Origin of the sequence: Stappia albiluteola (assembly GCF_014050225.1) — a bacterium.
In the GTDB taxonomy this organism is placed as follows: Bacteria; Pseudomonadota; Alphaproteobacteria; order Rhizobiales; family Stappiaceae; genus Hongsoonwoonella; species Hongsoonwoonella albiluteola.
This window is the reverse complement of the sequence record NZ_JACFXV010000051.1, coordinates 1-23,245: the sequence shown is the minus strand read 5'-3', so window position 1 is coordinate 23,245 and position 23,245 is coordinate 1. Positions and strand designations below refer to the sequence as shown.

Below are 23,245 nucleotides of genomic sequence, written 5' to 3'. Positions count from 1 at the left end.
AGATCTGCATCAGCGGATCCTCTTCAACGCCGCTTCAAGATGGGTGTGCTTGCGCTGGACCGGGCCTTCGATGCGCAGCCGGCCCGCAATGATGACGTTGCCGCGCGCATCGGTGACGGCCGAGATCTCGTCCTTCTCGTCGACATCGGCGGCGAGCGGGAACATTGCCCGCATGTCCTCGACCATCGCCGTCTTGTCGCCGTCGACGATCTCCTGGGAAAGCCTCGACCAGACGAAACACTTGACGACGGCAAGCGGCTGGAATTCGGGAGCGACCGGATTGTTCCAGGCATCGCTGCCCGCGGCCACGTTGCGTTCCACCATCGCTCGCATGGTCAGGCGGCCGGCGATCATGTGAGCGCCAGCGGCTGGTCGATCCCGCTCCCGATACCCGAATTCAGCTCGACCGAACTTCCCGCATGCCGACCGCGTAGAAAGTCGCTTTCGACGCCGCCTCCTTTAGGTTGAGCGATACGGCTCTTGACCGGGACCAGGTTCGGGTGCCGCTCAGCCAGGTAAAGGGCGACCAGGGCATCCGGTTGCGGCTCCGGCAACAGGGCGGAGATCTTCACGTAGACGGCCGCAGTCCAGGCTTCGCAATATATGTCCGCGCGAAGCCGCTTGCGCCCGGGCTTGCAGCGCTTCAGATGCGAACGGATATAGCCAGCTCGTGCGCCCTTCAGTCGGCGAAACAGCACTGCGAATGCGTATGCAGCGATTTCCGGTACCGCGCCGCGGCCGACAAAGGTGCGATCGCCATCCGCGTTTAAGAAGCACTCGACGGCAAGCGCGCGGCAAACGGCGTTTGACAGGATAGTCTCCCAGCGAGGCGGCCGCTGGGAACGATTGCCGCGAGCGCTGGCTTCCTCGACTTCGGACATGGCCAGTTTCGCTTCCGTGACGCCGTGAGCTTCCATCAGCTCACGCGCCTTGGAGAGTGCTATTGCCGCCTCGTTCTCATTGGCGCTTTGAGCCAATGCGAGACACTTGCGAATTTTGGCCAGGATCGCCTTGTCGGTCATGCCATCACCATGCGCTCTCGGCCGAGGCTCGCCAGAAGCTTCTCGCGCTCCTCGGTAACGTCGGCACTACCGAGTGTGAATGAATAGTCGCCGGCCCGTTCGCTTCTCAGCCCGCCGCGATAGGAGAGATCCAGCTGCATGAGCTTGATCGTCACCTCCTCGCGCGCGGCCTGGTCCCCAAGCGGGGTATAAGTGGCACGAACCAGCGGCGCCCAGTAGTCGCGGCCGTTCGGCCCGCCGTTCAGCCGCTGCAGTGTCCTCCCGCCATGCAGGACGCGGTAGTCCCCGGCGGCGAGCTCCACCTCGTTGCCCGCGAGGCCGGAATTGGCTGGATCGAGTTCGACGATCGTCGCCGGCTGCGCGCTGTCCATCGCCCTTGGCAGGCGCAACACCCTTCTGAAGCGGGAATTGGGATCGACCGGATCTCCGAGCTCGATCGTGATCGGTCCGGCCGGGCCGAAGCGGGCCTCGATCTCCGCCGTGATCGCATCGATCATTGCGGCAAGCTCTGCGTCGGAAAGGTCGGATCCGGTTCGTTCCTTCACCCGGTCGATCAGAGGCATGTCCGCTCACCCCGCAGGTCTTTGGTTGAGGTGCCGGTCTCTCCCGGCTGTCACGTCCCCCGTCAGACGTTGCAGCCGGGGACCGCGGCCCGGCGCCGCCTACTCGCAACTCCCGACCAGTCACGCCGGCACCCCATCTCCGGCAAGTGTGACCGCGCTGCCCTCGGTTGCTTTCGCCCTGGTATTCCTCGATCAGCCGGTCGGCGGCTTCATCAGCTCGCGTGCCTGGGTTACCCAGCTCTGCCAGTCGGCACGCGGCGACAGGCCCTTGACCACGGGCGGCGACGCAGGATCGACCGCCGCGAGGGCGGAGAAGCTGTCGATGCCGGCGGCTTTCAGCGCGGCTTGCGCCGCCGCGCCAATGCCCTTGATCACCGAAAGATCTTCTCCTTTCTCGCCCTTGTCTTCCTGGCCGCGTCGTTCCTTGTCCTCGGCCGGGGCGGATTGCTTCTTCCCGCCCTTCGCCAGGCTGCCGTCGACAAGGCCGAAACGCTCCACGGCCGAGGCCGGGATCTCGTCGCCAGGCGCGGCATAAAGGAAAGCGGCGCGTAGATCGCCTTCGCCGACGAGCTTCGATTTGTCCTTGGTCAGATAAAGACGTTCTTTCGCCTGCATGGCGCCCTCCTACTCGGACCTTGCCCAAAGGACGTGGAGAAAATCGCCCGTGGTGTCGGTGGTGGTGTTTTCGATGACGCCGGCCTTGCCAGCGGTGATCGAGAATTCTGCGGTGCGATCCACCCGGGTCGGCGGCGTGCCCTCGGTGATGTGTTCAACGGAAAGCAGGGTGTCGCCAGGCGAGAGCGCGCCGGGCACCTCATGCTCGCCCACCGGCCCGCCGGGGATCAGGGCACAGCCCACGGGCCTCGAAAATCCGGAAATCGTTGGCATGGTGATCTCCTGTTGCGGCCGAATGCCCGCCCGGTACTCTCGACTTCCGGGCGGGCGCTCCGCGGGTTGTGGCTTAGAGGCCGGTGACCGAGCAGAAGGCGGCCGGGCGGAACACCACGAAGGCCGCCCGCATGTCGCCGCGCACCGTGCGCTTGCCCTCGTTGAACTGGGTGCCGACATAGCCGATCTGGATGTCGACGCCCTTGCGCTCGAACAAGCTGATCCAGGCAGGCTGGAAGGAGCCGACATAGCCGGTGCCCTTTGCGTCCGCATCCTGCTGCACCACCGGCAGGCCCCAGAGGCGCTCAGGCCCGGCCTCCGAGGGCGAGCCCCAGATATAGACGCCGTCGACGGTGCGCAGCAGGCGCACGCCCTGCCAGTCTTCCGGATGCATGACGTGATGGGTCGGGATCGCCCGGCCGGTGACGCGGACCTTCGTCATTGCCTTGTAGAAGGCGTCCGGCACCGGATCCGCGCCCTTGGCCTGGGTCTGGATGCCGACGACGTTCTTCAGGCCGCGCAGGTTGGCGCCGGCGCCGTCGCCGACCAGCACCTGGCCGTCCAGTCGCTGGCGGATGCCGAAGGTCAGCCGCGAGTTGATGTAGCCCTGCATCAGGGGCACGTCTTCCAGCTGCTCGTCGGTCACCGGAATGCTGTCGGTGATCTTGACCACCGGCGACGTCTTTTCCGTGAATACGAAGGTGCTTTCCGCATAGGCCGCGCCCTCGGCCTTCTCGGCCGCGGCGTGGGCGCGGGTGGTTTCCTCCATGTACTTGATCGCCGCCTGACCCGTGGTCGACATCGGGATGATGTCGATGAGCTGCAGCGGGCGCGTGGCGCCTTCGACGAACCCGGGAAGGCGGATGCTTTCGGGCGCGAAGCCTGCGCCGGTCTCCAGAAGCGCCTTGGAGCCGAGGGTCTCGAATACGGCGCCCTTGGCCAGCATGTCGGACGGCAGCAAGTCCTCGTAGGAGAAGTTGATGCCGTTGGGCGTGCCGTGCTTCACCCACTCGGCATAGGCCTTCTCGGCCGCCACGAGCTCGCCCAGGCTCTTGACCCGGCTCCTGGCCTGTTCGTCCTTTGCACCCGGAATGGGGAGGCGGCCGCGCACCTTCTCGCGATCAGCAAGCGCGCTCGCCGCCTTTTCGGCCGTTTCGAGCTTTTCGGCCTGCGAGGCGAGATCGTTCAGCTCGTCATCCATCGCCTTGACCTTCTCGGCCACGGCGATCGAGCCCTTCACGTCCTTGCCGAGGCAAGTGACCTTGTTGAAGTCGTAGCTCTTCTGGCCGCTGTCGGTCGTGACCTCGGCCTCCTCGAACACCTTGTGCAATTCGGTCTGCTTTGCCGCGAGCTTTTCGCGGACTTCTTTCAGGGTGGTCATTCGACCCCTCCATTGTCGGTGGAACGTCCGCCGACGCGCCCGCGCGCGGCCTCTCGTGCTGCAAATCCGCCCCGCGGCCGGCGCGGGGCATTGCATGAGGTCGAGACTAGGAGAAAGGAGGAGGGTCGGACTATCCGCGCGGCCGCGCGGGTGAAGGCTCAGGAGCTATCAGTTCGACTTTCGGCGATTGCCGGGATGGATATCGGGCAGCGCTCGCAACGCTTTTATGGCAGCTTCATCAATTGATCCGCAAGCCTGAAGCAATCGGCGTTCAATCTGGTCTTTTCTGCGCGAATAGCTCACGTCACGCCAACCAGACTTGTAACAGCGCTGCAACGTCCACTGAGGGACGCCTGGCTCTTCGATCAAGCGCCACTCGGCACCGAGCAGGCAAACCACACCGCCGTACTCGTCGCTTCTTTTTCCGGCGGGACGGCCGACATGGCCGGGATGCAGATCCGGCAGAGCGTGAAGGCCTGAGACACTTTCGGCGGTCGCGCCGGTCAGGCGCTCCACCAAATGGGCGAGGCCATCGCGGCGATGAGACCCGGCGACGGTGCGCCATGGTCTGGACACATCTCCGTTGTTCCGTTGCACCGCCCATCTGACGCCAAGATTGACCAATCGCCACTCGTTGTTGATTTCAGCGACTACGCCGTGGTATTCACGCTTGGTCGGAACGTTGGCGCTCATATTTTCTCCCGACGTCTCGGCCCTTGCAAAAGCACCCGGAAGCAAGCCTGCGAAAACCGGGGGCAACAAAACGATAATACCCCCGTAATTTCGAATTTAGAGCTCCATTTAAGGCGCTGAGCAGGCGTCTTGTCGAAAAATGGCGAATGCCCCGTAACAGCCTCGTTTCGCCTCTCAGCGGCCTTCTCTGTCGATTTCCTCCTCGCGCTTCAAACACGCCCTCACAGGCCAAGGCGGCGCCGGGCCGAGGCGGTGAGATGCTTCACCGCCAGCTGCTCGGCAGGATCGGTTTCGGGAGCGCCTGAAGCGATGAGCTCCTCGAGCTTGCCTTTCAGGTTGGCGAGCTGGTCGATCCTCGCTTTGGAAAGACCCCGGCCGTCCGCCTCCCTGAGAGCCTTCAGGCCGCCGGCGCGCCCGACGATGTCGTCGATCTCCGCCAGCACGCTCTCGATCTGGACGGCGAAGGATCCGCGCGACTTAAGGCCAAGCGTTGCGGTATCGATGCCGGCGCCGCGTACCACGGGCGAAACCTCGTGAACGTCGAGACGCTTCAGCACGCGGACGCGCTCGCCGTCGCGGCTTTCGTATTGAGCGTCGATCACCCCGAAGCCGTAGGACCATTCCTGCACGGCCTGGCCGTTCTCCAGGTCGAATTTCAGCGTCGAGTGCCATTCCCTACCGGCATCCGAGCCGAGGTTCAGATGGATCTCGGCGAGCGCCGCGTTGTTTTCCTCATAAACCCGAGCCTTGCCGAGCGGCATGGCGCGCCGATCGTGCGCCGGCAGGATCGGCACCCACTGGATCCCGCCTTCCTTCCACGAGAAGGCGCCGGGCAGATAGGTGTCGCCGTCATGATCGATCGCCGACAGCGTGGCGATACGGGCGAGGCCACGGCCTTCCCCGTCCATCTTTTCGACCGTAAGGCCCTTGGTCTCGATCTTCATGTGTCCTGCTCCTCTTCGTCCTGGTCCCCGAAATAGGGGGCAAAGGACAGGGTTCCGTTCGGATGTTCGTCCTGCGCCATCTGCGCAGCCTGGGCCGCCGTGACGATCGATCCGTTGCGGGCGATGTGACTTGGCAGGGACCGGCCCGGCCCCAGGCGGCCGTCAAAGACGATGAAGCGCTCGACGCCGGCGGCCCTGGCGCGCTCGATCGTCGAAATGTTCTGCGCATATTTGGTTTCGGTGCGGGCGATCGTGCGGGCGCGCGTGTCGGCATTCGACCAGGGACCGCTGCCGACGTGATCGGCAATGCGAGCGGCTAGCTGCGTCGCGCCTTCGCCCTGCGCCCGCCCTTCCGCGAGCGCATCGAAGAGCGCCTGGCGCGTCTGGGCCGACAGATCGACCAGGCCGGCGCGGCGGCCGCCGAAGCCGACGATCGAACGGGCAACCGGATCCGGCAGGCTGCCGCCTATCCCCGCGAGCTCCGCCGCCTCCGCCACCTGGCGCGCCACTTCCAGGTAATACGCCTCGTAGAGGCCGCGGAACGTGGTTTGATGCACACCGATGCCGAGCGCCTCCAGGATCCTCGCGATCAGCAGCTCGTCGGCCTTGGTCCCGTCCGCCCCGCGTGACTTCGACGCGCGTGACTTTGGCGCCAGGTCCTCTTCCTCAAGAAATGGCAGCGCTGCCGACGAAGCCTCCCTCGCGAATTGCTCGAAGAATGCCTTCAACCGGCCTTCGAAGGTTACCGCGAGCGGCCCTTCCTGGCGTGCCAGGATGCTCAGATAAGCCCGGCCGACCCGTTGCGCCGCCGGCGAAGCCAGGGCTTTTTGTCTGATCCGCTTCGGTTCGTCTTCAACGGTGCGCGGCGGGGCGCCGGCCGGCACCTCCACCGAAGAGAACGGCCGCAGATAGATGCGGTGGCTATCGTCGACTTCCAGGCCAGCGGCCGCGCGCGCCTCCGCCACCATGGCCCAGCCGCCTTGCACCCGCTTGTTCCAGCGCTCCGTTTCCTTGTCCTCGTCATCCTGAAGGGCAAGCACTTCCGATGTGTCCCACCACATCGTCAGGCCGCGCGTCTCGCCGAAATCCGGCAGCAGCGAGCGTTCGATCTCGTCGGAGAACATTCGTGCCAGCGGCAGGACGCCGTTGTGCCAGGCGATCTTGCGCATCTCCGTCATGGTCGCCCCGACCTTGGTCGATTGCAGGCCGGCGCCGAAGCCCACGATAGCGGGAGGAATGCCAAGGCAGGCGCAGACCCGTTCTTCCGCCACGTCGCGCGCCTCCGACATGTTCATTTGCTGAGGGTTGAAGCCGTAGGGCGTGACGTCGGTTGGCGCTCCCATGACCAGCGGCCCGCCGCGCCGGTCGCCGCCAAACGCTTCCTGGAACCACGACTTGGTTGCCTCGACATCCTCGACCGCCACCGCGCCGCCGCTCTTCGGCGAGATCACCACGCCTGGCACGCCCATGTTGCGCAGGAGCGAAGCCACGAAATTCGAGCTCTCCAGGTCCATGAAGATCTCGCGGATCGCGCCGTCGAGCGGCGACAGGCCTTTGCGCGGATTGCGCGGATTGAGGCCATGGCGGAAATGCACGACCTCCTCGGCCTCAAGCCGCATCGGTTGCAGGCCCCCGCCGGGCGTATATCGGTAGTGCGAAATGAACTTCTCGCCGTCATCCGAACCGAAGGGCTCCATCGTCCAATGCGGCACATACCAGAGCTCGCCGGGCCGCCCGGCACCGTTGCGAAGCTTGATCCAGTAGGCGTTGCCGTCCAGGCAGAAGGAAAAGACCGTCGCCATCCACAGCGCGATGTCGCCGTAATAAGCGTTTGGCCTGCGGATCAGTTGCAGGGCGCCGTGCTCGGAGATCTCCGTCACCTGGCGGCCGCGGCGGCTTGTCACCGTCAGCCGCGCCTCCGGCAGCGCGCGGCCGATCCACTGGACCGGCGCAGTCACCACGGACGTGTCCAGTCCGTCGCCGACTGCCTTGCGATAATCGTAGCGCGTGCCTTTCAGGAGCCCCTGCCACAGGCTCGGCCTGGGCGGATGGCGCAGCGATTGAAGAGCCTTTGAAAACCAGTTCATGCCGGGATCCAATCCTTGTCGATCGGGCTTTCCTGCGCCTGGCCGATCTGGCCGAAAAGCGGGCGCCATTGTCCGCCGGCCGCGCCGCCGGCGGCCTCTATGGCGAGCCCCAGTGCCCAGAAATGGTCAGCATGGCCGTCCGGCGTGCGCTCGGCCGTAAAGCGGATGTTGCCGGCCGAGGTGACCTGCTTGGTCACGGACCTCAGGTCTGCGCGGATCGGCGGCGAATAGGGAATGCGCAACCGCCTGTCTTCCATGTGCCCGCGCACCGGATAGGCGAGCGCTTCCTTGACCTTCGCGGTGAAGGTCACGGCCTCGACCTTGTAGGGACCGAATTTCTTCTGTGCGTCATCGGACCAGCCGATGCCAAGGCCGGTCGCATCGATGTCGGTGCGAACGCAACGCTCGATCCAGGGCCAGAGCACCTTCTCCTGCTCAGCCTTGCTCATGTTCTTGAGCGCCTCGACATGGCGCGTATAGAGCACGTCGCCAAGGCGCTCCAGCACCCAAATGACCGTCAGGTCATGCTTGCGGCCGATATCGATGCCGGCGAAGAGCTCGCCGCCCTCGATCTTGCGCCAGTCGGCATCGGCGGCGTATTCGCAGGCCGCGATCAGGTCATATTCCAGGAAGGCCGCATCGTCGTCGGCCGGCTGGCACATGTACTCCTGAAGGAAACTTTCCTCGTCGGCCGCGCCGCTCTTCACCCAGTCGAAATAGGCGGCTTCGTCCATCTCCTGGCGTTCGTCGTCTTCCGGCAGCGACTGCTGGAGCTTCCACAGGAAGCCGTCGTTCAGTGCGTCCTCGAGCGTCACCCTGTGCAGGCTGATCTTCTTTGGATTTCCGCCGTCCCGGTATTCCTTGACCAGGCTGTTGAAGAAGTTGTGCGAGCCGCGATGCGTCGAAATCACCTCCATCGAACCGCCCCAGGTGATGCCGGGATAGGCGATCGACCACAGCTTTCGCGGATCGGGATGCAGCGCGAATTCGTCGAGCACCCGGCCGCCGCGCTTGCCGGCCTGGGCATCCGGATTGGAGCTCATCGAATGGATGCGCCGGCCGTTGGCAAATCGCAGCACATAGGCGCTTGTCTTGCCGTCCGGGTCGACGGCCTGTTCGCCGAGATCGCGCGCGGCGAGTTCCAGATTGCCCGCCCAAAGCTTGCAGTCCTCGAGGAATAGACGCGCCTGGATGTCGTCGCGCGAGGAAACCCATTGATCGTGCCGTGCGGCGGCGAGCGCGGTGCGGGAAACCGTGGCATAGGCCGTCGACCAGGAAAGGCCGATCTGGCGACCTTTCTCCATCAGCTTCAGCCGGGAATTGTCCTGCACCCAGCGTGCCTGATAGGGCAGGAAGATCGCACCGCGATTGGCGGGGATGATGCGCGCGCGCCCCATCAGGCCCCCCCCATCAGGCGTCGGTTGATCTCCGCCATGGTCTCCTGCGAGACGCCCGCCTTCCTGGCGACTTCGGCCACATCCTCGGCCGCCTTCTTCATCCGCTCGTCGAATTCGGCTTGCAGCAATCGCCGCAGCTCGGCCGAGTGCCGCTGCGCGGTGATGGCGGCGCGGTTGGCGCTCGCCAGCGCGTTGATCTCCTTGGCCGACAGATCGCCCCTGGAAAGCAGCTCGTCGGCCGCCATCTTGATGCGTTCGGAAATCGCGACGGTCATCTTGTCGGCGCCGTCAGGCCCCATCGCTTCGGCGAGCGCAGTGGACAGCCGCAAGCGCTCGTCGTATTCGCGCCACTGCCGAGCCTTGCGGACCGAATAGCGGCTGAAGGCTCCCTTGGAGATCGAGCCTATGCCGAGATCCGCCAGCCGGGCGTTGAACTCCGCCAGGATGGCGACCTGCGGCCGCTTGCCGTCCCGCAGTTCCTGGTTGACCCAGGCAAGGTCGGCGTCCGCCTCTTCAGGCAGCATTTCCATGGTCGACAACCGTCCGCGACCTTCACGCCGTCCGCCGGCCTCGGGAGCGACCATTGACCTATCTCCCGTCCTCGGGCCATGCCACGCCGTCCAGCGGCGCGCGCCGTTCCAGGTGATCCCGTCCGGCCTGGGCGAGGCCAGCGATCAGCTTGCCGCCATCCTCTTCCAGGTTGACCGCGCCGATTTCCTCCAGCTTGCGCAGCTGCGTTCTCACCCATTCGATGGAGCGCGACACCAGATAGACGTCGAGCGCCTTCTGGATCAGATCCTCGCGCAGGTGACCGTTGAACTCGCGGGCGATGGCCTCGAGGATCACCAGGCGACCATGCCGCTCCAGGTAGTCGCGATATCCCTCTTTCAACGTTCTTTCCCTCCGTCGAGCAGGAAGATCTCGATCCGGTTCACGACCCGGGTAACGCCAAGGTGGCTTTCCTCAAGCCTCCCGAGCGCACCCCGAACCTGTTCCAGCGCTATGCGCAGCTCATGCACATCGTCTTTTGGCGGCAGGTGGCCCACATCGCTTTCCAGCGTCTGGATGCGGCGGTCGTGCTCGATGAGCTTGCGCTCGTGCTTGCCGATGGTGTGCTCGTTCGCCTTCGATCGCGCAGTCAGCCAGGTGTAGAAGATGCTGATGATTGCAAGGAGTGAAGCGATGGCCGCCGACCAGTTGCGGATGTCCTCGATCATTTGCCCTCGCTCGCACAGTCGATGCAGGTGACGGCCGATGGCAGCGCCTGGCGCCGGCGTTCGTCGATCGGGTCGCCGCATCGCCGGCATGTGGTGGCGCCGGGCCGGTCGAGGGAAGCGCGGATCCGGCCGATCGCCGCATCGCGCTCCTGTTCGACGCGCAGCTCCGCCAGTTCCTTGTCGAACTCGCTCGCCTTCATCCCTCCACCTCGAAATAGCGGTGCCGGGGCGTGGAGACCTGCCAGATCGCCTCGCGGCCGACGATCACTTCGTCGCGCCCGGTAACCTCGAATTCGCCTGGCGTATCCGCGCGCCTGGTGTAGAGCCGCTGCCCGTAGACGACCTTTTCTTCCTGCAGGCGCTGGTTGAGCTCGGCGAGCGATCGGCAGGAGCATTCGAACATGAAAAACTTCCGCCGGCCGTCAGGATGAAAGTCGTTCAGGTCGATGCGATAGACGGCCTGTGTCATCACTTGCCCTTCATCGCCTTGATGGCCTCGACGCCCTGGGCTCCGAGGTTCTTCAGCGTGTGGCCGCCCATGTAGAGCGCGACGAACCAGGACGTCAGCGTCATCATCACGCCCATGTCCATGCGCGAGCCGATATCGGTGCCCGCGATCGCATCGGTAACCGGCACGATGAGTAGGCGAACCGTCCACATGAGGCCGAGCAGATACATCCAGCCCCAGCGCCAGCCGCTCTGCCAGATGCCCTGTCGCTGTTCGGCCTGCAGCAGGGCGAACTGGCCGTCGAGGCCGCGGGACCACAAGGCTATCAGTTCCGGCATTCGGCCCTCGACGGTCTCGACCGCCTCTTCCAGGTCCGCGCCGTTGACGGACGGAAGTTCTTCGGGTTCGACGCCAAGGACGCCGGCGATCTCGCTCACCACCGTTTCCGCCAGGCGTCCGCCCGCCTCTCCGAAGCGCTCGCCCAGGACGCGGCCGACAAGCTCGGCTCCGACCTTGGAGGCGACCCCGGCCAATATGCCGACGATCATGCTCATATCGCTCTCTCCGCTTGCGTGGCGTAGGCCCGAGCCCTGAGCCGGTTGACATGCGCGCGCCAGAGCAGCCAGGCGGCGAGCGCGATCAAGGCGACGGTGACACCCGCGACCGCGATCGCGGCGAGCGCGTCCATGTCGACCGGGGCGGCTACCGGAGCGGCCGGCGCACTTGCCGCCGCGCCGGATCCGGCCGCCCCCTGCTGCCGCGAAGTCCCCTTTGCCTTGCTGCCTTTGTCCTCAAGCGCAACGATCACCTCGGCAACGTCGGATTTCTCGGCCAGTGCCCACCTGGTCCACAGCGCCTCGCCTTCGGCGACGCGCCGCGTCCAGCCCTTGCCGAAGGTCGCCCAGTGCTTGAACGTCCGGTAGATGGAAAGCCGCCTGGCGCAGAGCTTGCGGACCGTTTCGTGGTCGGGACCGCCGATGACGGCCATCAGGCTCTTGCGCGCGGCGGCCGGACCGGAATTCACCGCATAGTCGAACACCGCCCCGTCGACGCCGGAGGCAAGCGTGTCGCACCCGGTACGCTCCCAGTAGTCGTCGTGATAGATCCGATTGACGAGATCGCCCCGGATGTCCTTGAGGTCGGCCTTGGTGGCGCCCGCCTTGTGAAGGCGCAGGGTCGCAAGCGTGATGCCCTTGTTCGTGGCGCCGCCCGGGTCTTTCGGATGGTCCACGTAGCCGCCCTCGAAGCTCAGCGTGAACGCCAGCGATCTTGGGAAGTTCTTCTTCATCCGAAGCCCCGCCATTAAGCCGCGCGCCGGCCCATGACGAAGTGCGGGGCCGGCGCTGATCCTGGATCAAATCTGGCAGGTTTCGCGGGAAGGGTTCATCCACGCGGGCGCGCGGGTGGAGCGACCTTGGAGGCGGGAGAAATCAGAAGAGATCGAGCTGAAGCGCGTCGTTCAGCTGCCAGCGGCGCACGGTCGCCACGTCGGATCGAACGGTCCTCGCGATGGCGTTCAGGCTCTCGCCGCGCGCGAACATGACCTGGGCAATCCATTTTTTGCCGAGCGGCACCTTGATGTAGCCGTGCCCCATCACGGCTGCAAGCATGGCGATTTTTTCGGCGCCGAGCAAGCCTGCTGCCATCGACCGGGAAGATGTACCGGCGCGTGGCAGGTGGATCTGCGAGCCTCCGAGCTCAAGCAGCAGCCTGATCGTGTCGTCGACGCCGAGCGCATCCACATAAGGCGCGATGTTTGCCGGGATCTGAGGCTGTACGTCAGGCATCTTCCATCCGTCCGGTTCGCGTCGTCAATTTCAGTTCCTGGGCCGTCAGATCCTTGAGGCGGACCGTCAGCTCAATGCGCCGGTGGCTCATTCTCGGCAGCTCGGCGATGCGCCGCCTCAGTTCCGCCCGCTCCGCCCTCAATCGTTCCAGCTCCGCATCCTCGCGCCATGTCAGAAGCGGCAAGGGAGCGGAGCCGGCCATGTCAATCGCCCTTTGCCGCCCTGATACAGCGCCCGAAGCTCTGCATTGCCGCCAGCAAGGTTTCGTCCGTGGCCGCCGAAATCTCGCTGCCGATCGGAACGCCGAGGATCCGGCACTGCGCCTCGATGACGGCGAGTTTCTCGGCGCGGCCGTCCTGGAATTTCGGCCACGTCACATCGGCCTCCCGGGCGATCCAGGCCTTGAGGGCTTCCACAGCCTTCCGCGCGTCCTGTGCGTTGCTGAGGAAGCGCACGTGATCAATGCCGGTCTGCCGCCTGACGAAAGCGATCAGCGCCTTGTCGTCGCGATTGCGGACGAGGCCGAGGTTCCAGGCGGAGATCCAGAGTGCCTGGAGTTTCTTCGCGAACCGCCCTTCAAGCGGCGTTCGACGACGGCTTGAAGACCGCTCGAAGCCGAGCCGGCCGAGCTCCTGGATGACTTCGTCATGCTGTTTCGGGCTCATCGCCCGCAGCGACCGGATACCGGTCACCCGCTCGTAGAGATCGCGGGCGTCGTCGCCATCGATGCCGAGCTGCTTCAGGCCGACATGGATCTTGGCATAGGCGCTCATGACGGCGCCCTCCCGAAGAGATCAGAACTCATCGCCCCCCCGCGGGTGCAGGGCCGGCCGAGACGATCACATATTTTAATGTGATGACATCCATCCGGCGCCGGTGATAAAAGCTCGGCCGCTGGCCAATGCCGATCGTCGACAGGTCGACACGGTGATCGCCGTCGGCCCAAAGCCAGCCTTGGTGAGGGCCGCAACCGAGGATGCGGCCCGTCTCCGTATCGATCTCCCACCACAGGAAGTCCTGGCCGCGATCCTCGAACTCGATGCGCTGCACGCCGCTCATGTCAGGCTCCACCTTCCGTCGATCAGGTCATCCAGCCACTGCGGCTCGGGGTGCTCCGCGAAACCGCCGATTTCGGCCTGGATGTCGCGCACGAGGTTGAGCTGGCGCTCGCAAAGGTCGGCCATCATCTCGTCGCAGGTGCCGGGGACCGGGATGATTTCGTTGGCCCAGTCGCGCTCCAGCTCGCAGGCGCATTCCACGTCCGAGCGCAGCGTGTGCCGAAGCTCCGCCAGGGCGCGCTCCAGAAGTGCCCTGTGCTTTTCCGTTGCGCCGGTCATTGCGGCAGCCCACGCACCTGACCTTCGGCCCAGGCGAAAAACGCTTCGTCAAGGGCCTGCTCGGCGCGCTCGTATTCATCACGGGCATCCGCATAGATGGCGTCCATTCTTTGGAAAACCTGCTGTGCGGCGTCCCGAGCCGATTTGGCTTCCGTCATTGCCATGCGAGCTTCCAGGGCGGCGGCGTTTGCCTTGTGAACTTCATCAAGGCGCAGGCTTCGTGGAGATAAATTGCTGTCGGTCTGTTTCATGGTTCGATCCGTCTATTCATGATTGTCAGCAATTCTGGACGGGGCCTGGCTGAGCCAGGCCCGGCCCTCGTCGTTCGCCGCCCTGGAATTACTTGCCCCATCCCCCGGCGGTCTTGGTTTCGGCTTTCGGCTCGCTCCAGCCTTCGGCAATTTTCGGTTCCCGGTGGTCTTCAGGATTGAAGTTGCGCGGCCGCCAGTCCTGTTTCACGTATGTGCTCGCACGGGCCGTGCCGGGCATGCCGTAGTGCACTGCGCAGAATTGCTGCAGCCCGGGGCGGGAGCAGTCGATTGCGCTGCTCGCGGGGATTGCCGATCCAAGCAGGATCAACACCGCGAAAACGAATGAAACTGCGGAAACGAGTTTGTGCATGCTGGTTCCTTTCAGTCTTGGGAGGAAGCGGCGCTGACCGCCGTCTTGTTGTCGTTGAGGGGAGGAAGGAAACGGAGCAAGAACCTGGCGGAAGGCGATCTTGATCGCGCTCATGACCCAGCTCCGATGTGTCGGTCGGCGGCCTGAACCCAGTTGCGCACTGCGCCTCTCAGGCCCATGGTGCTGGTCGCACGGATCCCGCCGATCGTGACGGCCACACCGTCCCATCTGTCGCTGATCTTGGCGTCGAAGCACGATTTCAGGCGCCGTGCGAGGTTGTTCATCTCGTTGCGATCGCGGACATGCCAGGCGGCAGGATCGTCCTTGCGGTCCCCGGCCTTTCGCATGGCGTCGTCGAGCATTTTCGCCACCTGGTCGCGGAGGGTTTTGAGATCGCTCACGGCGTCGATCCCTTCTCGAATTCAATGCGATCGGCGAGCATGCGAAGGAATTCCGAGAGTTTCTCGTTCGAAGCCTCGGCAAGATCTTGAATGAAGCGATCGGTTGGATCATCGCCGTGGAAATCCTGAACTTCATTCAGCACTTCCGCGAAAAGTTCCGGATCACGAGCTAGTTTGTTGCCGACCTCAGAACCAGACACTGCGCTATAGAGAAATGCCATCGTCGCCCCCCTCACGCTCGTGCCAGGTCGATCGTGACGGGCTGCCATTGGCCGTCCGGTGTGTCGCGCTCGTAGCAGCGCACGTAGGTCTTCGATCCGACCACGCGCATCGCCGCCCGGATCGCCTCCATCGCCTTCAGCCACCGCTCGTCCGCGATATCGAGCCTGAGCAGCATGAAGATCTCGGACCGGTTGATCTGGCCGGCCTTGTCGGTGTTGAACGCGCGGGTGACGATGGCGCGGATCTCCGGCCGGCTGTCGGCCGCCCATTCGTTCAGGCACTCGTCGATCAGCCCCTTGGCGACCTGCAGCTGCGGCCCGAAGTCGATGTAGTCGGCGACCTGCACCTGCACCTTCATCAGCCCGTCGAAGCTCATGAAGGTCTTGTTGCCCTTCGCGCCGCCCTTGGCCGCGCCGTATTCCTGCGCCAGCAGCGCCTCGAAGGCCGACAGATCGTCGAATGTGTGCTGCTTGAAGCGGGAGATCTGCGCCGAGAGATCGCGGGCGTAGGCCATGATCTTGCGCACCGTCTCGTCCTCAAGCTTGTGTTCGGGCTTGATGGCTTCGACGGGCACGAGATTGCCCTTGGCGTCGCGCAGGTAGGACTTGCCACCCACTTCGACGATTTCGTCATCCCACATCGTGGTGTGTGTCTCGCTCACCTGGCTTCTCCTGATTTGCGTTGATCGAGGGCGGAACGGCCCGGTCCCGGGTCGCCGAGCATTCCTGAGTTCCGCTGGCCGGCTTCCGCCGCCAGGATGAGGTCCAGGTGCGGGCTGACGCGGTATTTCCGGAACACGACGCGGGGCCGTACCGTTTCCTGGTGGCGCCGTGGCGATGCGGTCACCGGCGCGGGCGAAGGCGTGGCCGGCGGCGAAGCGGGCGATGGCGGGGCGGGTGAAGGCGGCAGGTCTTCGGTCGCTTCGAGTACCAGCGCCTTGTCGATCGTCCGCGATACGTCGTGGATCTTCCGGCCAAGCCTCTCGGCTATCCACCAGTCCTTCTCTCCGAGCGTCCGGAAGCCGACCGCTCGCGCTATGTCGTCATAGCTCCAGGGCCTCATGCCGAACTCCCGTTGCCAGGACCGGTTGCCAGTCTTGGCCGAGGCACCACAGGAAGCCGGGCAACCCGCCCTGACGCGAGGTCGGCTTCCGTGATCCTGGCCGGTCCGCTGACCTGTGCCGTCTCAAGGGCGCGCGCGCAGCGGACCATGTCGGCAAGCGCGAACTTCGCCAGCTCCGTGAGCGCCGGCGACAGGAACAGCGAACCGTCGCGGCTCACGTGCTCGTCGATGAACTGTCGGAGCGTCCGGATATCTTCACTCAGCATCGCCGCCTCCCTTGATCAGGGAATGCGGGCAACCCGTCCGGCATGCCTGATGCATCCGCACGCGATGGGCGTTCGTCGTGGCGAAGGGCTTGCGCTGCCACGAAAGGCAGACGTTGCGCGCCATCTCGCCCATGACCGGGCATGTCACCGTTTCGGACATCAGCGCGCCGCGCGAGGCCTGCTCGAAGCGGGCGATGTCGCCATTGTGGTAGCTGTTGGAGAGCACCTGGCTGACGGCCGAGGCTGAGTAGCCGACCTTGCGCGCGACGGCCGCCTGGCTCTCGCGATTGCAGGCCTCCGCCAGCACGATGATCCATTCTGGGATCGTCGCGCCCCAAGCCAACCGGGCCTTGGCGACGTTGTCGGGCCGGTTGCCGGAAGCGGCGCTCATGACGACACCTCCTCGGTCTCGACAGGACCGACCAGCTCATGCCGGTTCTGGTCGAACACCACCTTGGTCCGCAGGATCATCGGCGGCAGAGGTCCGGTGTTCATGTCCGGTGCCAGCCGCCAGATGCCGGGTGCGCCGGGCTTGCCCTTGACCAGCGGGATGAGGTAGCCGGCCTTGGACAAGGCCTTGATGTAGGCCTGCGCTGAAGCGAGGCTGATCGCGGTTTCGTCGGTCGACCCCCACAGCGCGATATCCTGCGCGGTGAACCCCTGCCGATGCGCGCCGGAGCGCATCGCGTTCCACATGCATTTCTGCTTGCCGGCGCTCTCGATCACCGTTCCGTCCCGGCGCACCCGCGGCGTGGCGGTCTGGCGCACCGTGGCCCGGTAGACGGCTTCCGGTCGCGGCCCCCGCTCGCCCACCTTCTCGACGAGGCCGGCCTTTTCCAGCCGGCCGAAGAAATCGTCCACGTCCCGGCGCCGTGCATTCGACATGCGCAAGATGTCGCCGCGCGTGAATGTCTCGCCCGCCAGCTCGTGCGCCTGGATGACGCTCCAGAAATGATCGATGCCGCGCTTGGGAGAAGTGCCTTTGGCCAGGCTCAGCTTCAGGACGATCCCCATCACGCAGCCTCCCGGCGCGACGGCAGGTGACCGCGCGAGAAGTAGCCCCGGCCGGCCCGATACTCGTCGAGGCCAATCCGGGAGACGCCGAGGACGTTCGCCTCGATCGCGATCGCGTGCAGCGTGTTGCCGATGCGGCGGACCCGGCCCTCTGCCTCCGAGCGCGCCTTGTCGAGCAGATCGTCGGCAATCGCGATCTGCGGATAGAGCGTGCGCGCAAGCACCCGGGTATCGTTCAGATCGCACGGCTGCGCATAGCCCATCGTCAGCACAAGGTCGCGGAACCGGTCGACGCCCTCCAGCTTCTTGGGAAACAGTTCCTCGCCGATCAGCAGCACCGGCACGTTGCTCTTCTTGGCGATCATCCGAACCAGCTCGATCATCTTGCGATCGACCAGCTTGTCCGCCTCGTCGATGATGAGCGGCCGCCTCGGATCGCGCGCCAGGATGGCGATGATCTCGTCTTCCAGGTCCGCCAGGGTGCCGCTCGCCGCCGGCCGGCCGAGCTCTGCCAGGATGGAGGTCAGAAGCTTCTTCTTCGTCCAGGTGTCGGACACCTCGACATAGGCCGCATCGGTCTTGTTCTGCACGAACAGCGCCGCCACGCTCTTGCCGTAGCCCGAGAAGCCGGCGAACACGCCGAGGTTCGGCTGCAGCGGGTGACGGTCCTGCAGCGACCGGACCAGCGTCATGCAGGCGCTGACGTTCCTGATCGGCGCCGTATCTCCGCTATTGACATCCATGTTAAGCCCCATCAATCTGCCCTTTCAGTGATGTGAGTGAATTGCCTTGGCCCCGTTCCCGCGGGGCCTTTTCCTTTTAGTGGGCGATCCGCACGGCGTGCTCGAGCCCCCACACCTCCATGATGTCGACATTGGTCCGGTACTGCGGCGTGCGCTGGTAATGCCCCAGCCAGCGCAGCTCCTCGGTTGAGATCTCGGCCTGACGTCCGCTGGCGATCGCCATCTCCAGCTGGATTGCCCGGTAGAAGCGCTGGCCGGCCTCGTTGAGTGGTTGGTTCTGCCGGATCGGCACCACGTTCTTGAACGCCTCCGCCCGCTCCAGCATCTCCTCGACCTCGGCCAGGTCCTCGGCCGTCACCCTGGCGTTGCCGGCCTCCCATTCCCGCAGCAGCTCCTCGTGGATCGACCGGGTCCTGTCGTCGATCGGCGCGGGCGATGCCGGCTTCAGCGGCAGCACCGACGCTTCCTTCGCCGCCTCGATCGCCGGCGTGACGTGCTCTTCCTCGCGCTTCGGCAGCGCGACGACATTCGCCTTGGCGGCCTCTTTCTCGTCCGCCTTCTTGCGATAGAGCCTGAGCGTGCGCTCGATGCCCGATGGCCCCTTGCCGAGCTCGCGAAGCTCGGCCTTCGCCTCCCTCTCGCGCTCGGCCAGCATCTCGCGCGCCATCGCCTTTTGCGCCTTCACGAACTCGGTGCGGTCGATGTCGCGCAATTCCGGGCACACGGCCGCATCCAGGAAGCTGCCGTCCTCGGCCGAGAAGGCGTAGACCTTGCCCATGTCGATCGGATCGAGCCGCACGATCACGTCCGTGCCCGGCAGGATCAGCGGCGAGCTGTAGTAGACGTGGTCGATCTTCAGGCCCTGCGCCGTCATGCGGCGGCGGCCGTCCTTGCCGGCGAGCGGCATCAGCAGCACGTCCAGTGCGCGCTCGTCGACGCGTGCGACAGGCGTTGTCGAGCGTTGCGCCGCCTGGTTGGGCGAAAGGCCCTTCAACTCGCCTTTCAGGCCGCCATGCGGGCGTTCGTGGTAGTAGACCTCCAGCCACTCGTCGATGATGGCTTGCAGCTCGGCGGCGGTGAGTTCCACCCCGAACAGCTCCGCGTCATCCGCGCCAAGGCGTTCCGAAAACGCCTTCTTGCCTTCGATCGCCTTGCGCTCCGCCACGTCGTGGCCGACATAGCCCGGCAGCTGCGGTGCGAAATTGTGCTGGAATGTGCCGATGACGCGCTCGACATGCCCCTTCTCGGTCGGGCTGTAGGCCCGCGACACGTCCTGTTCGATATGAAGATCGGAAAACAGGCGCTGCGTGGCCTGCGCCTTGAAGTCCGAGCCGTTGTCCGTCTTGATCGTCTTCGGCACGCCCCACTGGATCACCGCCTTGCGGATCAGCAGGCCGACAGCCGAGGCGCGTGGCGTCTTCGACAGGGTGATGACCAGTCGGCGGGTGGCGAGATCGATGCAGGCATACATCGAATGGCGGCCGTCCGTGCAAAGTGCATCGACCGGCGAGGCGTCGATCTGCCAGAGCTGGTTTGGCTCCTTGACCCACCGATAGGCGCCGGTACCGCGCATCGCCATGGTCGAGCGGTATTTGTCCGGGTTCGTGTTCTTCAGGATCACGACCCGTTCTTCCTGCCTCAGCTTCCTGATGAAATGCTGGAACGTCCGCACCGGCGGCAGCGGTTTCAGCTCGCCATGCCGGTCGGCGATCTGGCCGCCGAACTCGTCTTCGCAATAGTCCCGCAACGTCCCGGCCGAGAGAGCCGGGTTCTTGAAGATCCACGCCAGCACGAAGGCGCGCAGCCGACCGCCCTCGGCGGTTTCCAGCAGCCCGGTATCCTTCTTCGCCTTCGAGCGGTCGCAGGCCAGCGCCGCGCTGCCCTGGAACTTCACCTTCTCGCGCCAGCGCATCAGCGTGCGCGCTGAAACCCGCCTGACGACGCCTTGCGCCCAATCTGGCAAGGGGATGCGGCCGGAATTGTAGAGATCCGCGAAATAGGCATCCGAGGCGAGCGCGCCGAGATCGAGCATCGCCCGGAACCTGTCCGCCAGCCGGACGATGCACATCCTGGCGTCGCGGTTCAGCCGTTCGCGTTCGGTAAGGTTCCCGGCGGCGGCAAGGGTCGGCTGCGCTTGTGCCTTGCCGCTGCCAGGCCCGTCTCCGCCCGTCATCGTCAGCGCCGGCCCGACGCGCCGCGACAGGTAGCAAAGCCTGACATCCAGCGGCAGCAGGTCCAGGTGGTAGCGCGTGATCGTCCCGCCGCGCCCCGTCTCGCATCTCACCTGGGCGTGGTAGCGGTGCCAGCCCTCTCGGTCGGCCAGGTCGTTGACGCCACGCTTCGTTGCAGGCAGCCCCGGCAATTCTCCGGCCTTCGCCGCCTCGGCGATCTCCTGTGCCGTGAACCACATTTGAACCTGGATTGGAGCCTGCGCGTTCATCGGCCTAGATCGCTCCCCACTTGGCCTTTTCGGCCGCCTTGAACCGTTGGATTTTCGCTTCCGCTTCCTCGGCCAGGTGCACGTTGATGAGCGCCTGGTACTTGGTGTCGATCACCACCTTGCCGAAGCGCTCCGCCACGAAGCCGAGCAGGTCCGTGCACCCCGTCACGTCGATCAGCGCGATGAAGCGCTCCAGCGTGATCCTGTGCGCCTCCGCCCCTTCCGAGGCATAGTTCGCCAGCATGTTCTCGCTCACCTGGTAGCCGAGCTCGGCGCTCATCGCCGCCGCGATCTCCGCCCGCGACATCGGCGAGGACTTGAGTGCCAGCGCCACCGCCTGGCTGATTTGCGAGGAAAGGCGCGAGCCGCGGATCGCGCCGGCTTCGAAGCCGGCCGCCACCTTGGGGGGCTCCCAGGAAAGAAGATCGCCGGTCAGGTTGTCTCCCCGCGCCTTCACCATGGCAGAGTGGTCCTCCGCTGGTCTCGAAGCAGGGTTTTAATAGCCACCATACGCCACCAATAGCGGCGTGCCGGTTGGTCACTCTCCTCCATCTCGTGGGCAAGGTCGGTCAGCGCATTAAACGCGGCGACCTCTGCCTTGAGACGCTTCGCCTCGCGTCGACGGAGGCTCCGAAGTTCCCATCTAAGGCGCTGGTTCTGGAAAAAGAGATGAGCGGATAAGGTAAGGTAGCGGGGCTTCATGCTGTCCACCCCCGGCGTTCCGCCCACACGCGTATCTCCGTTTCCAGCGCATCGAACAGCGAGAACTTTTGGCTCCGATCTAGCCTCCGAATTTTGTTGATGGTTGACTTGAAATGATCGTCTTTCGAGCGTGCGGCGGGCTTTCCCTGTGCGAGCAACGCCGCCTCGGCCACAGAGTTCGCCTGGGGCGGCTCGCTCATCAGCAGGTCCAGCACGCGCCCGCGTAAGTCCTGAGCAAGATCGACCAGGGCAAGCAGGCTTGATTGGTTGTCTGCGATCTTTGTGAGCGCGATGCGTTCGCGCGTTTCTGCGTCGAGCTTCGCTATTTGAAGCATCCGGTAGACCGCAGGCTGGCTGAACCCCAGCGCCCGTTGCGCCGCCTGCGAGAAACTCTCCGAAAACCGATGCGAAGCCAGCGTGTTCGCGTCTGCATCTTCAATTTTCTCAACTTGAGAAGATTTCTTGCGCCCGGGCTTCACCGCGCCCTGAGCTCGCTCGTAGACGTCGCGCCAGGCGGCCACGTCCATCGCCCGGTCAAGCGCCGACAGCTCGCGGCGCATCAGGTTTTCCGCGATTTCCGCCAGCTTCATCGCCGCTTCGTCGGCGAAGGCGTCTGCCGGCTTTACCTCGGCTGGGATGTCCTTCCACTTCAACGCCCTTGCCGCCGCCAGGCGGTGCGCGCCGGCGATCAGCCGGTAGCGGCCTCCCGCCTCAACGAGCTGGATCGCCACCCGCAATCCCTGCCGGCCGATATCCTCGGCGAGCGCGGCAACCCAGTCCGGATCGACCTTGCGCCGGCCGCCCGGCACGTCGATCAGCTTCACGGGGATCTGTTGATAGTCCTGCGGGTTCATTCAAAGGCCTGCCTGGGAAAGGTGTTGGAAGCTTCGCGCGCCCGCCGCCGGGAGGAACAAGCGGCAGGCGCGCCGGTCCGCTGCCGACGCGGGGAGTGAACGGGCAGCGGATAGGAAATTTCGGCGGTAAATCCCGGCCTGATGCAGCCGGAGAAACCGGGGTAGGTTTGACGGCGCCGGCCCGCGCCGAACCGCGGGCCGGCGCCTCTCATCCCCACGTGGGAGACACACATGGAGACGATCGAAATGGATGCAGAAAAGCTGTTCACACTTGCTGTCGGGCTGGTCGAGGCGAACGTACGTGCGGGCCAGCAACTCAACTCCATGAACCTCGACACAGTCGTTCGAGACCAGGTGCAACTCGCCTTCAATGCGCTCGCCGACGTCTGGTCCGATATCGTCAAGGGCGACCAGGCCACGCATTAGCGGCGCCTCATCGGCACGTGCACGACGGTTCCCTCGCGCCCCGTGCAAATGGGGCAAGACGATTTCGTCTTCGCTGCTTGGCTGAAGGCCGGATTTCGGCGGACGATCCAAAGACCTGTCAGCAGCCCGAGAAAACCGCCCAGGGCCGCACCGCCGGCAATCGCAATGATCTCCTGGAGGCTCATGCCAGCCTCCAGGCCACTGCCATCAGCGTGGCGATCCAGGCCCAGGCGAGGATCGCGGCGACACCCAGCGACAGCGCGACGAAAGCCGCGATGTCCTGGACGAGCGGCCTGTCAAGCACCGACCGCATTGTTGACAGAAGCGGCCGTTTCATGCCGCCACCCTGTCACGGGTGGCGGCAGCTTTCTCACTCGACTTCTTGTCGTCGCGCCTGCTATCAAAGATGCGAGTGGCGCGAATGGGATAACGGTCCGGAAAGACCACTTCGACGGGATCGCCAAGGAAGTCCGCGATCAGCTTCTCGTTGATGCGGTTGTACTTGGTCCAGATGGTTCCGAATGATTTTGGGTTGCGGCCATGCTCGGCCGCGAAGTCGGACATCCGCACACCCCTGCGGCGGAATTCCGCGAGGATCGAATGCCGGTCCCACTTCGGCTTCCGGTTCTCCATAACGCTACTCCTGACTGAAGCGGATGTTGGCGCATCCGCTTTTTGTTGGTCCTGCTGGTGTGTTTCCGGCCCGTTTGATCGGGCCGTACAAATAGGT

Annotated in this window: 39 protein-coding genes; 1 reads left to right on the top strand and 38 read right to left on the bottom strand. The window is 64.9% G+C overall.

Annotation, left to right across the window (positions count from 1 at the left end; all coding sequences use genetic code 11):
* Positions 1-9 precede the first annotated feature (9 nt).
* The 35 genes from H2509_RS10295 to H2509_RS10125 form a co-directional block, all read right to left on the bottom strand.
* On the bottom strand, positions 10-354 hold the full coding sequence (locus H2509_RS10295) for a hypothetical protein (RefSeq protein WP_182164916.1): 345 nt from the start codon (positions 352-354) through the stop codon (positions 10-12).
* Positions 351-1,022 (bottom strand): DUF2786 domain-containing protein, encoded by a 672-nt coding sequence (locus H2509_RS10290; protein ID WP_182164914.1) that lies wholly within the window; start codon positions 1,020-1,022, stop codon positions 351-353. The genes H2509_RS10295 and H2509_RS10290 overlap by 4 nt, the downstream gene beginning before the upstream one ends.
* Positions 1,019-1,585: a hypothetical protein gene (locus H2509_RS10285; protein ID WP_182164912.1), complete on the bottom strand. Its 567-nt coding sequence runs from the start codon at positions 1,583-1,585 to the stop codon at positions 1,019-1,021. The genes H2509_RS10290 and H2509_RS10285 overlap by 4 nt, the downstream gene beginning before the upstream one ends.
* Positions 1,586-1,777: 192 nt before the next feature.
* Complete coding sequence (locus tag H2509_RS10280) at positions 1,778-2,200, bottom strand: hypothetical protein (protein WP_182164910.1); 423 nt, start codon at positions 2,198-2,200, stop codon at positions 1,778-1,780.
* Between the two features lie 9 nt (positions 2,201-2,209).
* Positions 2,210-2,473, bottom strand: a complete 264-nt coding sequence (locus H2509_RS10275; RefSeq protein WP_182164908.1) for a hypothetical protein — start codon at positions 2,471-2,473, stop codon at positions 2,210-2,212.
* Between the two features lie 73 nt (positions 2,474-2,546).
* The gene (locus H2509_RS10270) at positions 2,547-3,854 is read right to left on the bottom strand and encodes a phage major capsid protein (protein ID WP_182164906.1); all 1,308 of its coding nucleotides are present in this window, start codon (positions 3,852-3,854) and stop codon (positions 2,547-2,549) included.
* Between the two features lie 168 nt (positions 3,855-4,022).
* On the bottom strand, positions 4,023-4,547 hold the full coding sequence (locus H2509_RS10265) for a hypothetical protein (protein WP_182164904.1): 525 nt from the start codon (positions 4,545-4,547) through the stop codon (positions 4,023-4,025).
* 221 nt (positions 4,548-4,768) lie between these two features.
* Complete coding sequence (locus H2509_RS10260; RefSeq protein ID WP_182164902.1) at positions 4,769-5,491, bottom strand: HK97 family phage prohead protease; 723 nt, start codon at positions 5,489-5,491, stop codon at positions 4,769-4,771.
* The gene (locus H2509_RS10255; RefSeq protein ID WP_182164900.1) at positions 5,488-7,578 is read right to left on the bottom strand and encodes a phage portal protein; all 2,091 of its coding nucleotides are present in this window, start codon (positions 7,576-7,578) and stop codon (positions 5,488-5,490) included. The genes H2509_RS10260 and H2509_RS10255 overlap by 4 nt, the downstream gene beginning before the upstream one ends.
* On the bottom strand, positions 7,575-8,975 hold the full coding sequence (locus H2509_RS10250; protein WP_182164898.1) for a phage terminase large subunit family protein: 1,401 nt from the start codon (positions 8,973-8,975) through the stop codon (positions 7,575-7,577). Before H2509_RS10250 ends, H2509_RS10255 begins: the two co-directional genes overlap by 4 nt.
* Positions 8,975-9,559, bottom strand: coding sequence for a phage protein Gp27 family protein (locus H2509_RS10245; protein ID WP_182164896.1), 585 nt, complete (start codon positions 9,557-9,559; stop codon positions 8,975-8,977). Before H2509_RS10245 ends, H2509_RS10250 begins: the two co-directional genes overlap by 1 nt.
* Positions 9,560-9,563: 4 nt before the next feature.
* Positions 9,564-9,866 (bottom strand): VpaChn25_0724 family phage protein, encoded by a 303-nt coding sequence (locus H2509_RS10240; protein WP_182164894.1) that lies wholly within the window; start codon positions 9,864-9,866, stop codon positions 9,564-9,566.
* Entirely contained in the window at positions 9,863-10,192 is a 330-nt protein-coding gene (locus H2509_RS10235; protein ID WP_182164892.1) for a DUF2730 family protein, read from the bottom strand. Before H2509_RS10235 ends, H2509_RS10240 begins: the two co-directional genes overlap by 4 nt.
* The gene (locus H2509_RS10230; RefSeq protein WP_182164890.1) at positions 10,189-10,392 is read right to left on the bottom strand and encodes a TraR/DksA C4-type zinc finger protein; all 204 of its coding nucleotides are present in this window, start codon (positions 10,390-10,392) and stop codon (positions 10,189-10,191) included. Before H2509_RS10230 ends, H2509_RS10235 begins: the two co-directional genes overlap by 4 nt.
* A complete protein-coding gene (locus tag H2509_RS10225; protein ID WP_182164888.1) occupies positions 10,389-10,661 on the bottom strand; it encodes a hypothetical protein in 273 nt (90 codons plus the stop codon). Before H2509_RS10225 ends, H2509_RS10230 begins: the two co-directional genes overlap by 4 nt.
* Positions 10,661-11,194: a hypothetical protein gene (locus H2509_RS10220; RefSeq protein WP_182164886.1), complete on the bottom strand. Its 534-nt coding sequence runs from the start codon at positions 11,192-11,194 to the stop codon at positions 10,661-10,663. Before H2509_RS10220 ends, H2509_RS10225 begins: the two co-directional genes overlap by 1 nt.
* The gene (locus H2509_RS10215; protein ID WP_182164884.1) at positions 11,191-11,928 is read right to left on the bottom strand and encodes a glycoside hydrolase family 108 protein; all 738 of its coding nucleotides are present in this window, start codon (positions 11,926-11,928) and stop codon (positions 11,191-11,193) included. Before H2509_RS10215 ends, H2509_RS10220 begins: the two co-directional genes overlap by 4 nt.
* A gap of 142 nt (positions 11,929-12,070) precedes the next feature.
* Positions 12,071-12,427, bottom strand: coding sequence for a helix-turn-helix domain containing protein (locus H2509_RS10210; protein WP_182164882.1), 357 nt, complete (start codon positions 12,425-12,427; stop codon positions 12,071-12,073).
* On the bottom strand, positions 12,420-12,629 hold the full coding sequence (locus H2509_RS10205) for a hypothetical protein (protein ID WP_182164880.1): 210 nt from the start codon (positions 12,627-12,629) through the stop codon (positions 12,420-12,422). Before H2509_RS10205 ends, H2509_RS10210 begins: the two co-directional genes overlap by 8 nt.
* A gap of 1 nt (position 12,630) precedes the next feature.
* Complete coding sequence (locus H2509_RS10200; protein WP_182164878.1) at positions 12,631-13,200, bottom strand: regulatory protein GemA; 570 nt, start codon at positions 13,198-13,200, stop codon at positions 12,631-12,633.
* Positions 13,201-13,228: 28 nt separating this feature from the next.
* A complete protein-coding gene (locus H2509_RS10195; RefSeq protein ID WP_182164876.1) occupies positions 13,229-13,486 on the bottom strand; it encodes a hypothetical protein in 258 nt (85 codons plus the stop codon).
* Complete coding sequence (locus H2509_RS10190) at positions 13,483-13,764, bottom strand: hypothetical protein (protein ID WP_182164874.1); 282 nt, start codon at positions 13,762-13,764, stop codon at positions 13,483-13,485. The genes H2509_RS10195 and H2509_RS10190 overlap by 4 nt, the downstream gene beginning before the upstream one ends.
* The gene (locus tag H2509_RS10185) at positions 13,761-14,015 is read right to left on the bottom strand and encodes a hypothetical protein (protein ID WP_182164872.1); all 255 of its coding nucleotides are present in this window, start codon (positions 14,013-14,015) and stop codon (positions 13,761-13,763) included. Before H2509_RS10185 ends, H2509_RS10190 begins: the two co-directional genes overlap by 4 nt.
* 88 nt (positions 14,016-14,103) lie before the next feature.
* On the bottom strand, positions 14,104-14,499 hold the full coding sequence (locus H2509_RS10180) for a hypothetical protein (protein WP_182164870.1): 396 nt from the start codon (positions 14,497-14,499) through the stop codon (positions 14,104-14,106).
* Positions 14,496-14,786: a hypothetical protein gene (locus H2509_RS10175; protein ID WP_182164868.1), complete on the bottom strand. Its 291-nt coding sequence runs from the start codon at positions 14,784-14,786 to the stop codon at positions 14,496-14,498. Before H2509_RS10175 ends, H2509_RS10180 begins: the two co-directional genes overlap by 4 nt.
* Positions 14,783-15,007 carry a hypothetical protein gene (locus tag H2509_RS10170; protein WP_182164866.1) on the bottom strand — a complete coding sequence of 75 codons (225 nt, stop codon included), beginning with the start codon at positions 15,005-15,007 and terminating at the stop codon, positions 14,783-14,785. The genes H2509_RS10175 and H2509_RS10170 overlap by 4 nt, the downstream gene beginning before the upstream one ends.
* A gap of 11 nt (positions 15,008-15,018) precedes the next feature.
* Positions 15,019-15,648: a DUF3164 family protein gene (locus H2509_RS10165; RefSeq protein WP_182164918.1), complete on the bottom strand. Its 630-nt coding sequence runs from the start codon at positions 15,646-15,648 to the stop codon at positions 15,019-15,021.
* A gap of 17 nt (positions 15,649-15,665) precedes the next feature.
* The gene (locus H2509_RS10160; protein ID WP_182164864.1) at positions 15,666-16,070 is read right to left on the bottom strand and encodes a hypothetical protein; all 405 of its coding nucleotides are present in this window, start codon (positions 16,068-16,070) and stop codon (positions 15,666-15,668) included.
* The gene (locus H2509_RS10155) at positions 16,067-16,336 is read right to left on the bottom strand and encodes a hypothetical protein (RefSeq protein WP_182164862.1); all 270 of its coding nucleotides are present in this window, start codon (positions 16,334-16,336) and stop codon (positions 16,067-16,069) included. Before H2509_RS10155 ends, H2509_RS10160 begins: the two co-directional genes overlap by 4 nt.
* Positions 16,326-16,727, bottom strand: coding sequence for a transcriptional regulator (locus H2509_RS10150; protein WP_182164860.1), 402 nt, complete (start codon positions 16,725-16,727; stop codon positions 16,326-16,328). The genes H2509_RS10155 and H2509_RS10150 overlap by 11 nt, the downstream gene beginning before the upstream one ends.
* Positions 16,724-17,350, bottom strand: coding sequence for a hypothetical protein (locus H2509_RS10145; RefSeq protein WP_182164858.1), 627 nt, complete (start codon positions 17,348-17,350; stop codon positions 16,724-16,726). Before H2509_RS10145 ends, H2509_RS10150 begins: the two co-directional genes overlap by 4 nt.
* A complete protein-coding gene (locus H2509_RS10140) occupies positions 17,350-18,093 on the bottom strand; it encodes an AAA family ATPase (protein WP_182164856.1) in 744 nt (247 codons plus the stop codon). The genes H2509_RS10145 and H2509_RS10140 overlap by 1 nt, the downstream gene beginning before the upstream one ends.
* A 76-nt stretch (positions 18,094-18,169) precedes the next feature.
* Positions 18,170-20,533 (bottom strand): DDE-type integrase/transposase/recombinase, encoded by a 2,364-nt coding sequence (locus H2509_RS10135; RefSeq protein ID WP_182164854.1) that lies wholly within the window; start codon positions 20,531-20,533, stop codon positions 18,170-18,172.
* 4 nt (positions 20,534-20,537) lie between these two features.
* Entirely contained in the window at positions 20,538-20,993 is a 456-nt protein-coding gene (locus H2509_RS10130; RefSeq protein WP_182164852.1) for a hypothetical protein, read from the bottom strand.
* A 238-nt stretch (positions 20,994-21,231) separates the two neighbouring features.
* The gene (locus H2509_RS10125; RefSeq protein ID WP_182164920.1) at positions 21,232-22,089 is read right to left on the bottom strand and encodes a ParB N-terminal domain-containing protein; all 858 of its coding nucleotides are present in this window, start codon (positions 22,087-22,089) and stop codon (positions 21,232-21,234) included.
* A 231-nt stretch (positions 22,090-22,320) separates the two neighbouring features.
* Between H2509_RS10125 and H2509_RS10120 the strand changes: the two genes are divergently transcribed.
* On the top strand, positions 22,321-22,515 hold the full coding sequence (locus H2509_RS10120) for a hypothetical protein (protein WP_182162259.1): 195 nt from the start codon (positions 22,321-22,323) through the stop codon (positions 22,513-22,515).
* On the opposite strand, the gene H2509_RS10115 is transcribed toward H2509_RS10120, so the two are convergent.
* The 3 genes from H2509_RS10115 to H2509_RS10105 form a co-directional block, all read right to left on the bottom strand.
* Positions 22,512-22,700 (bottom strand): hypothetical protein, encoded by a 189-nt coding sequence (locus tag H2509_RS10115; RefSeq protein WP_182162257.1) that lies wholly within the window; start codon positions 22,698-22,700, stop codon positions 22,512-22,514. The genes H2509_RS10120 and H2509_RS10115 overlap by 4 nt on opposite strands.
* The gene (locus tag H2509_RS10110) at positions 22,697-22,852 is read right to left on the bottom strand and encodes a hypothetical protein (protein ID WP_182162255.1); all 156 of its coding nucleotides are present in this window, start codon (positions 22,850-22,852) and stop codon (positions 22,697-22,699) included. Before H2509_RS10110 ends, H2509_RS10115 begins: the two co-directional genes overlap by 4 nt.
* The coding region (locus H2509_RS10105; RefSeq protein ID WP_209001902.1) for a helix-turn-helix domain-containing protein at positions 22,849-23,245 on the bottom strand (397 nt) is incomplete at its 5' end. The genes H2509_RS10110 and H2509_RS10105, both read right to left, overlap by 4 nt.

Coding starts and splice junctions, on each gene's coding strand:
- H2509_RS10205 (WP_182164880.1), bottom strand. CDS start 12,629: ATGGCCGGCTCCGCTCCCTTGCCGCTTCTGACATGGCGCGAGGATGCG.
- H2509_RS10160 (WP_182164864.1), bottom strand. CDS start 16,070: ATGAGGCCCTGGAGCTATGACGACATAGCGCGAGCGGTCGGCTTCCGG.
- H2509_RS10180 (WP_182164870.1), bottom strand. CDS start 14,499: ATGAGCGCGATCAAGATCGCCTTCCGCCAGGTTCTTGCTCCGTTTCCT.
- H2509_RS10120 (WP_182162259.1), top strand. CDS start 22,321: ATGGAGACGATCGAAATGGATGCAGAAAAGCTGTTCACACTTGCTGTC.
- H2509_RS10155 (WP_182164862.1), bottom strand. CDS start 16,336: ATGCTGAGTGAAGATATCCGGACGCTCCGACAGTTCATCGACGAGCAC.
- H2509_RS10285 (WP_182164912.1), bottom strand. CDS start 1,585: ATGCCTCTGATCGACCGGGTGAAGGAACGAACCGGATCCGACCTTTCC.
- H2509_RS10190 (WP_182164874.1), bottom strand. CDS start 13,764: ATGACCGGCGCAACGGAAAAGCACAGGGCACTTCTGGAGCGCGCCCTG.
- H2509_RS10230 (WP_182164890.1), bottom strand. CDS start 10,392: ATGAAGGCGAGCGAGTTCGACAAGGAACTGGCGGAGCTGCGCGTCGAA.
- H2509_RS10245 (WP_182164896.1), bottom strand. CDS start 9,559: ATGGTCGCTCCCGAGGCCGGCGGACGGCGTGAAGGTCGCGGACGGTTG.
- H2509_RS10145 (WP_182164858.1), bottom strand. CDS start 17,350: ATGGGGATCGTCCTGAAGCTGAGCCTGGCCAAAGGCACTTCTCCCAAG.
- H2509_RS10220 (WP_182164886.1), bottom strand. CDS start 11,194: ATGAGCATGATCGTCGGCATATTGGCCGGGGTCGCCTCCAAGGTCGGA.
- H2509_RS10165 (WP_182164918.1), bottom strand. CDS start 15,648: ATGTGGGATGACGAAATCGTCGAAGTGGGTGGCAAGTCCTACCTGCGC.
- H2509_RS10265 (WP_182164904.1), bottom strand. CDS start 4,547: ATGAGCGCCAACGTTCCGACCAAGCGTGAATACCACGGCGTAGTCGCT.
- H2509_RS10250 (WP_182164898.1), bottom strand. CDS start 8,975: ATGGGGCGCGCGCGCATCATCCCCGCCAATCGCGGTGCGATCTTCCTG.
- H2509_RS10255 (WP_182164900.1), bottom strand. CDS start 7,578: ATGAACTGGTTTTCAAAGGCTCTTCAATCGCTGCGCCATCCGCCCAGG.
- H2509_RS10235 (WP_182164892.1), bottom strand. CDS start 10,192: ATGATCGAGGACATCCGCAACTGGTCGGCGGCCATCGCTTCACTCCTT.
- H2509_RS10275 (WP_182164908.1), bottom strand. CDS start 2,473: ATGCCAACGATTTCCGGATTTTCGAGGCCCGTGGGCTGTGCCCTGATC.
- H2509_RS10295 (WP_182164916.1), bottom strand. CDS start 354: ATGATCGCCGGCCGCCTGACCATGCGAGCGATGGTGGAACGCAACGTG.
- H2509_RS10210 (WP_182164882.1), bottom strand. CDS start 12,427: ATGCCTGACGTACAGCCTCAGATCCCGGCAAACATCGCGCCTTATGTG.
- H2509_RS10280 (WP_182164910.1), bottom strand. CDS start 2,200: ATGCAGGCGAAAGAACGTCTTTATCTGACCAAGGACAAATCGAAGCTC.
- H2509_RS10150 (WP_182164860.1), bottom strand. CDS start 16,727: ATGAGCGCCGCTTCCGGCAACCGGCCCGACAACGTCGCCAAGGCCCGG.
- H2509_RS10110 (WP_182162255.1), bottom strand. CDS start 22,852: ATGAAACGGCCGCTTCTGTCAACAATGCGGTCGGTGCTTGACAGGCCG.
- H2509_RS10195 (WP_182164876.1), bottom strand. CDS start 13,486: ATGAGCGGCGTGCAGCGCATCGAGTTCGAGGATCGCGGCCAGGACTTC.
- H2509_RS10225 (WP_182164888.1), bottom strand. CDS start 10,661: ATGACACAGGCCGTCTATCGCATCGACCTGAACGACTTTCATCCTGAC.
- H2509_RS10135 (WP_182164854.1), bottom strand. CDS start 20,533: ATGAACGCGCAGGCTCCAATCCAGGTTCAAATGTGGTTCACGGCACAG.
- H2509_RS10200 (WP_182164878.1), bottom strand. CDS start 13,200: ATGAGCGCCTATGCCAAGATCCATGTCGGCCTGAAGCAGCTCGGCATC.
- H2509_RS10170 (WP_182164866.1), bottom strand. CDS start 15,007: ATGGCATTTCTCTATAGCGCAGTGTCTGGTTCTGAGGTCGGCAACAAA.
- H2509_RS10140 (WP_182164856.1), bottom strand. CDS start 18,093: ATGGATGTCAATAGCGGAGATACGGCGCCGATCAGGAACGTCAGCGCC.
- H2509_RS10125 (WP_182164920.1), bottom strand. CDS start 22,089: ATGAACCCGCAGGACTATCAACAGATCCCCGTGAAGCTGATCGACGTG.
- H2509_RS10130 (WP_182164852.1), bottom strand. CDS start 20,993: ATGGTGAAGGCGCGGGGAGACAACCTGACCGGCGATCTTCTTTCCTGG.
- H2509_RS10185 (WP_182164872.1), bottom strand. CDS start 14,015: ATGAAACAGACCGACAGCAATTTATCTCCACGAAGCCTGCGCCTTGAT.
- H2509_RS10270 (WP_182164906.1), bottom strand. CDS start 3,854: ATGACCACCCTGAAAGAAGTCCGCGAAAAGCTCGCGGCAAAGCAGACC.
- H2509_RS10260 (WP_182164902.1), bottom strand. CDS start 5,491: ATGAAGATCGAGACCAAGGGCCTTACGGTCGAAAAGATGGACGGGGAA.
- H2509_RS10215 (WP_182164884.1), bottom strand. CDS start 11,928: ATGAAGAAGAACTTCCCAAGATCGCTGGCGTTCACGCTGAGCTTCGAG.
- H2509_RS10115 (WP_182162257.1), bottom strand. CDS start 22,700: ATGAGCCTCCAGGAGATCATTGCGATTGCCGGCGGTGCGGCCCTGGGC.
- H2509_RS10290 (WP_182164914.1), bottom strand. CDS start 1,022: ATGACCGACAAGGCGATCCTGGCCAAAATTCGCAAGTGTCTCGCATTG.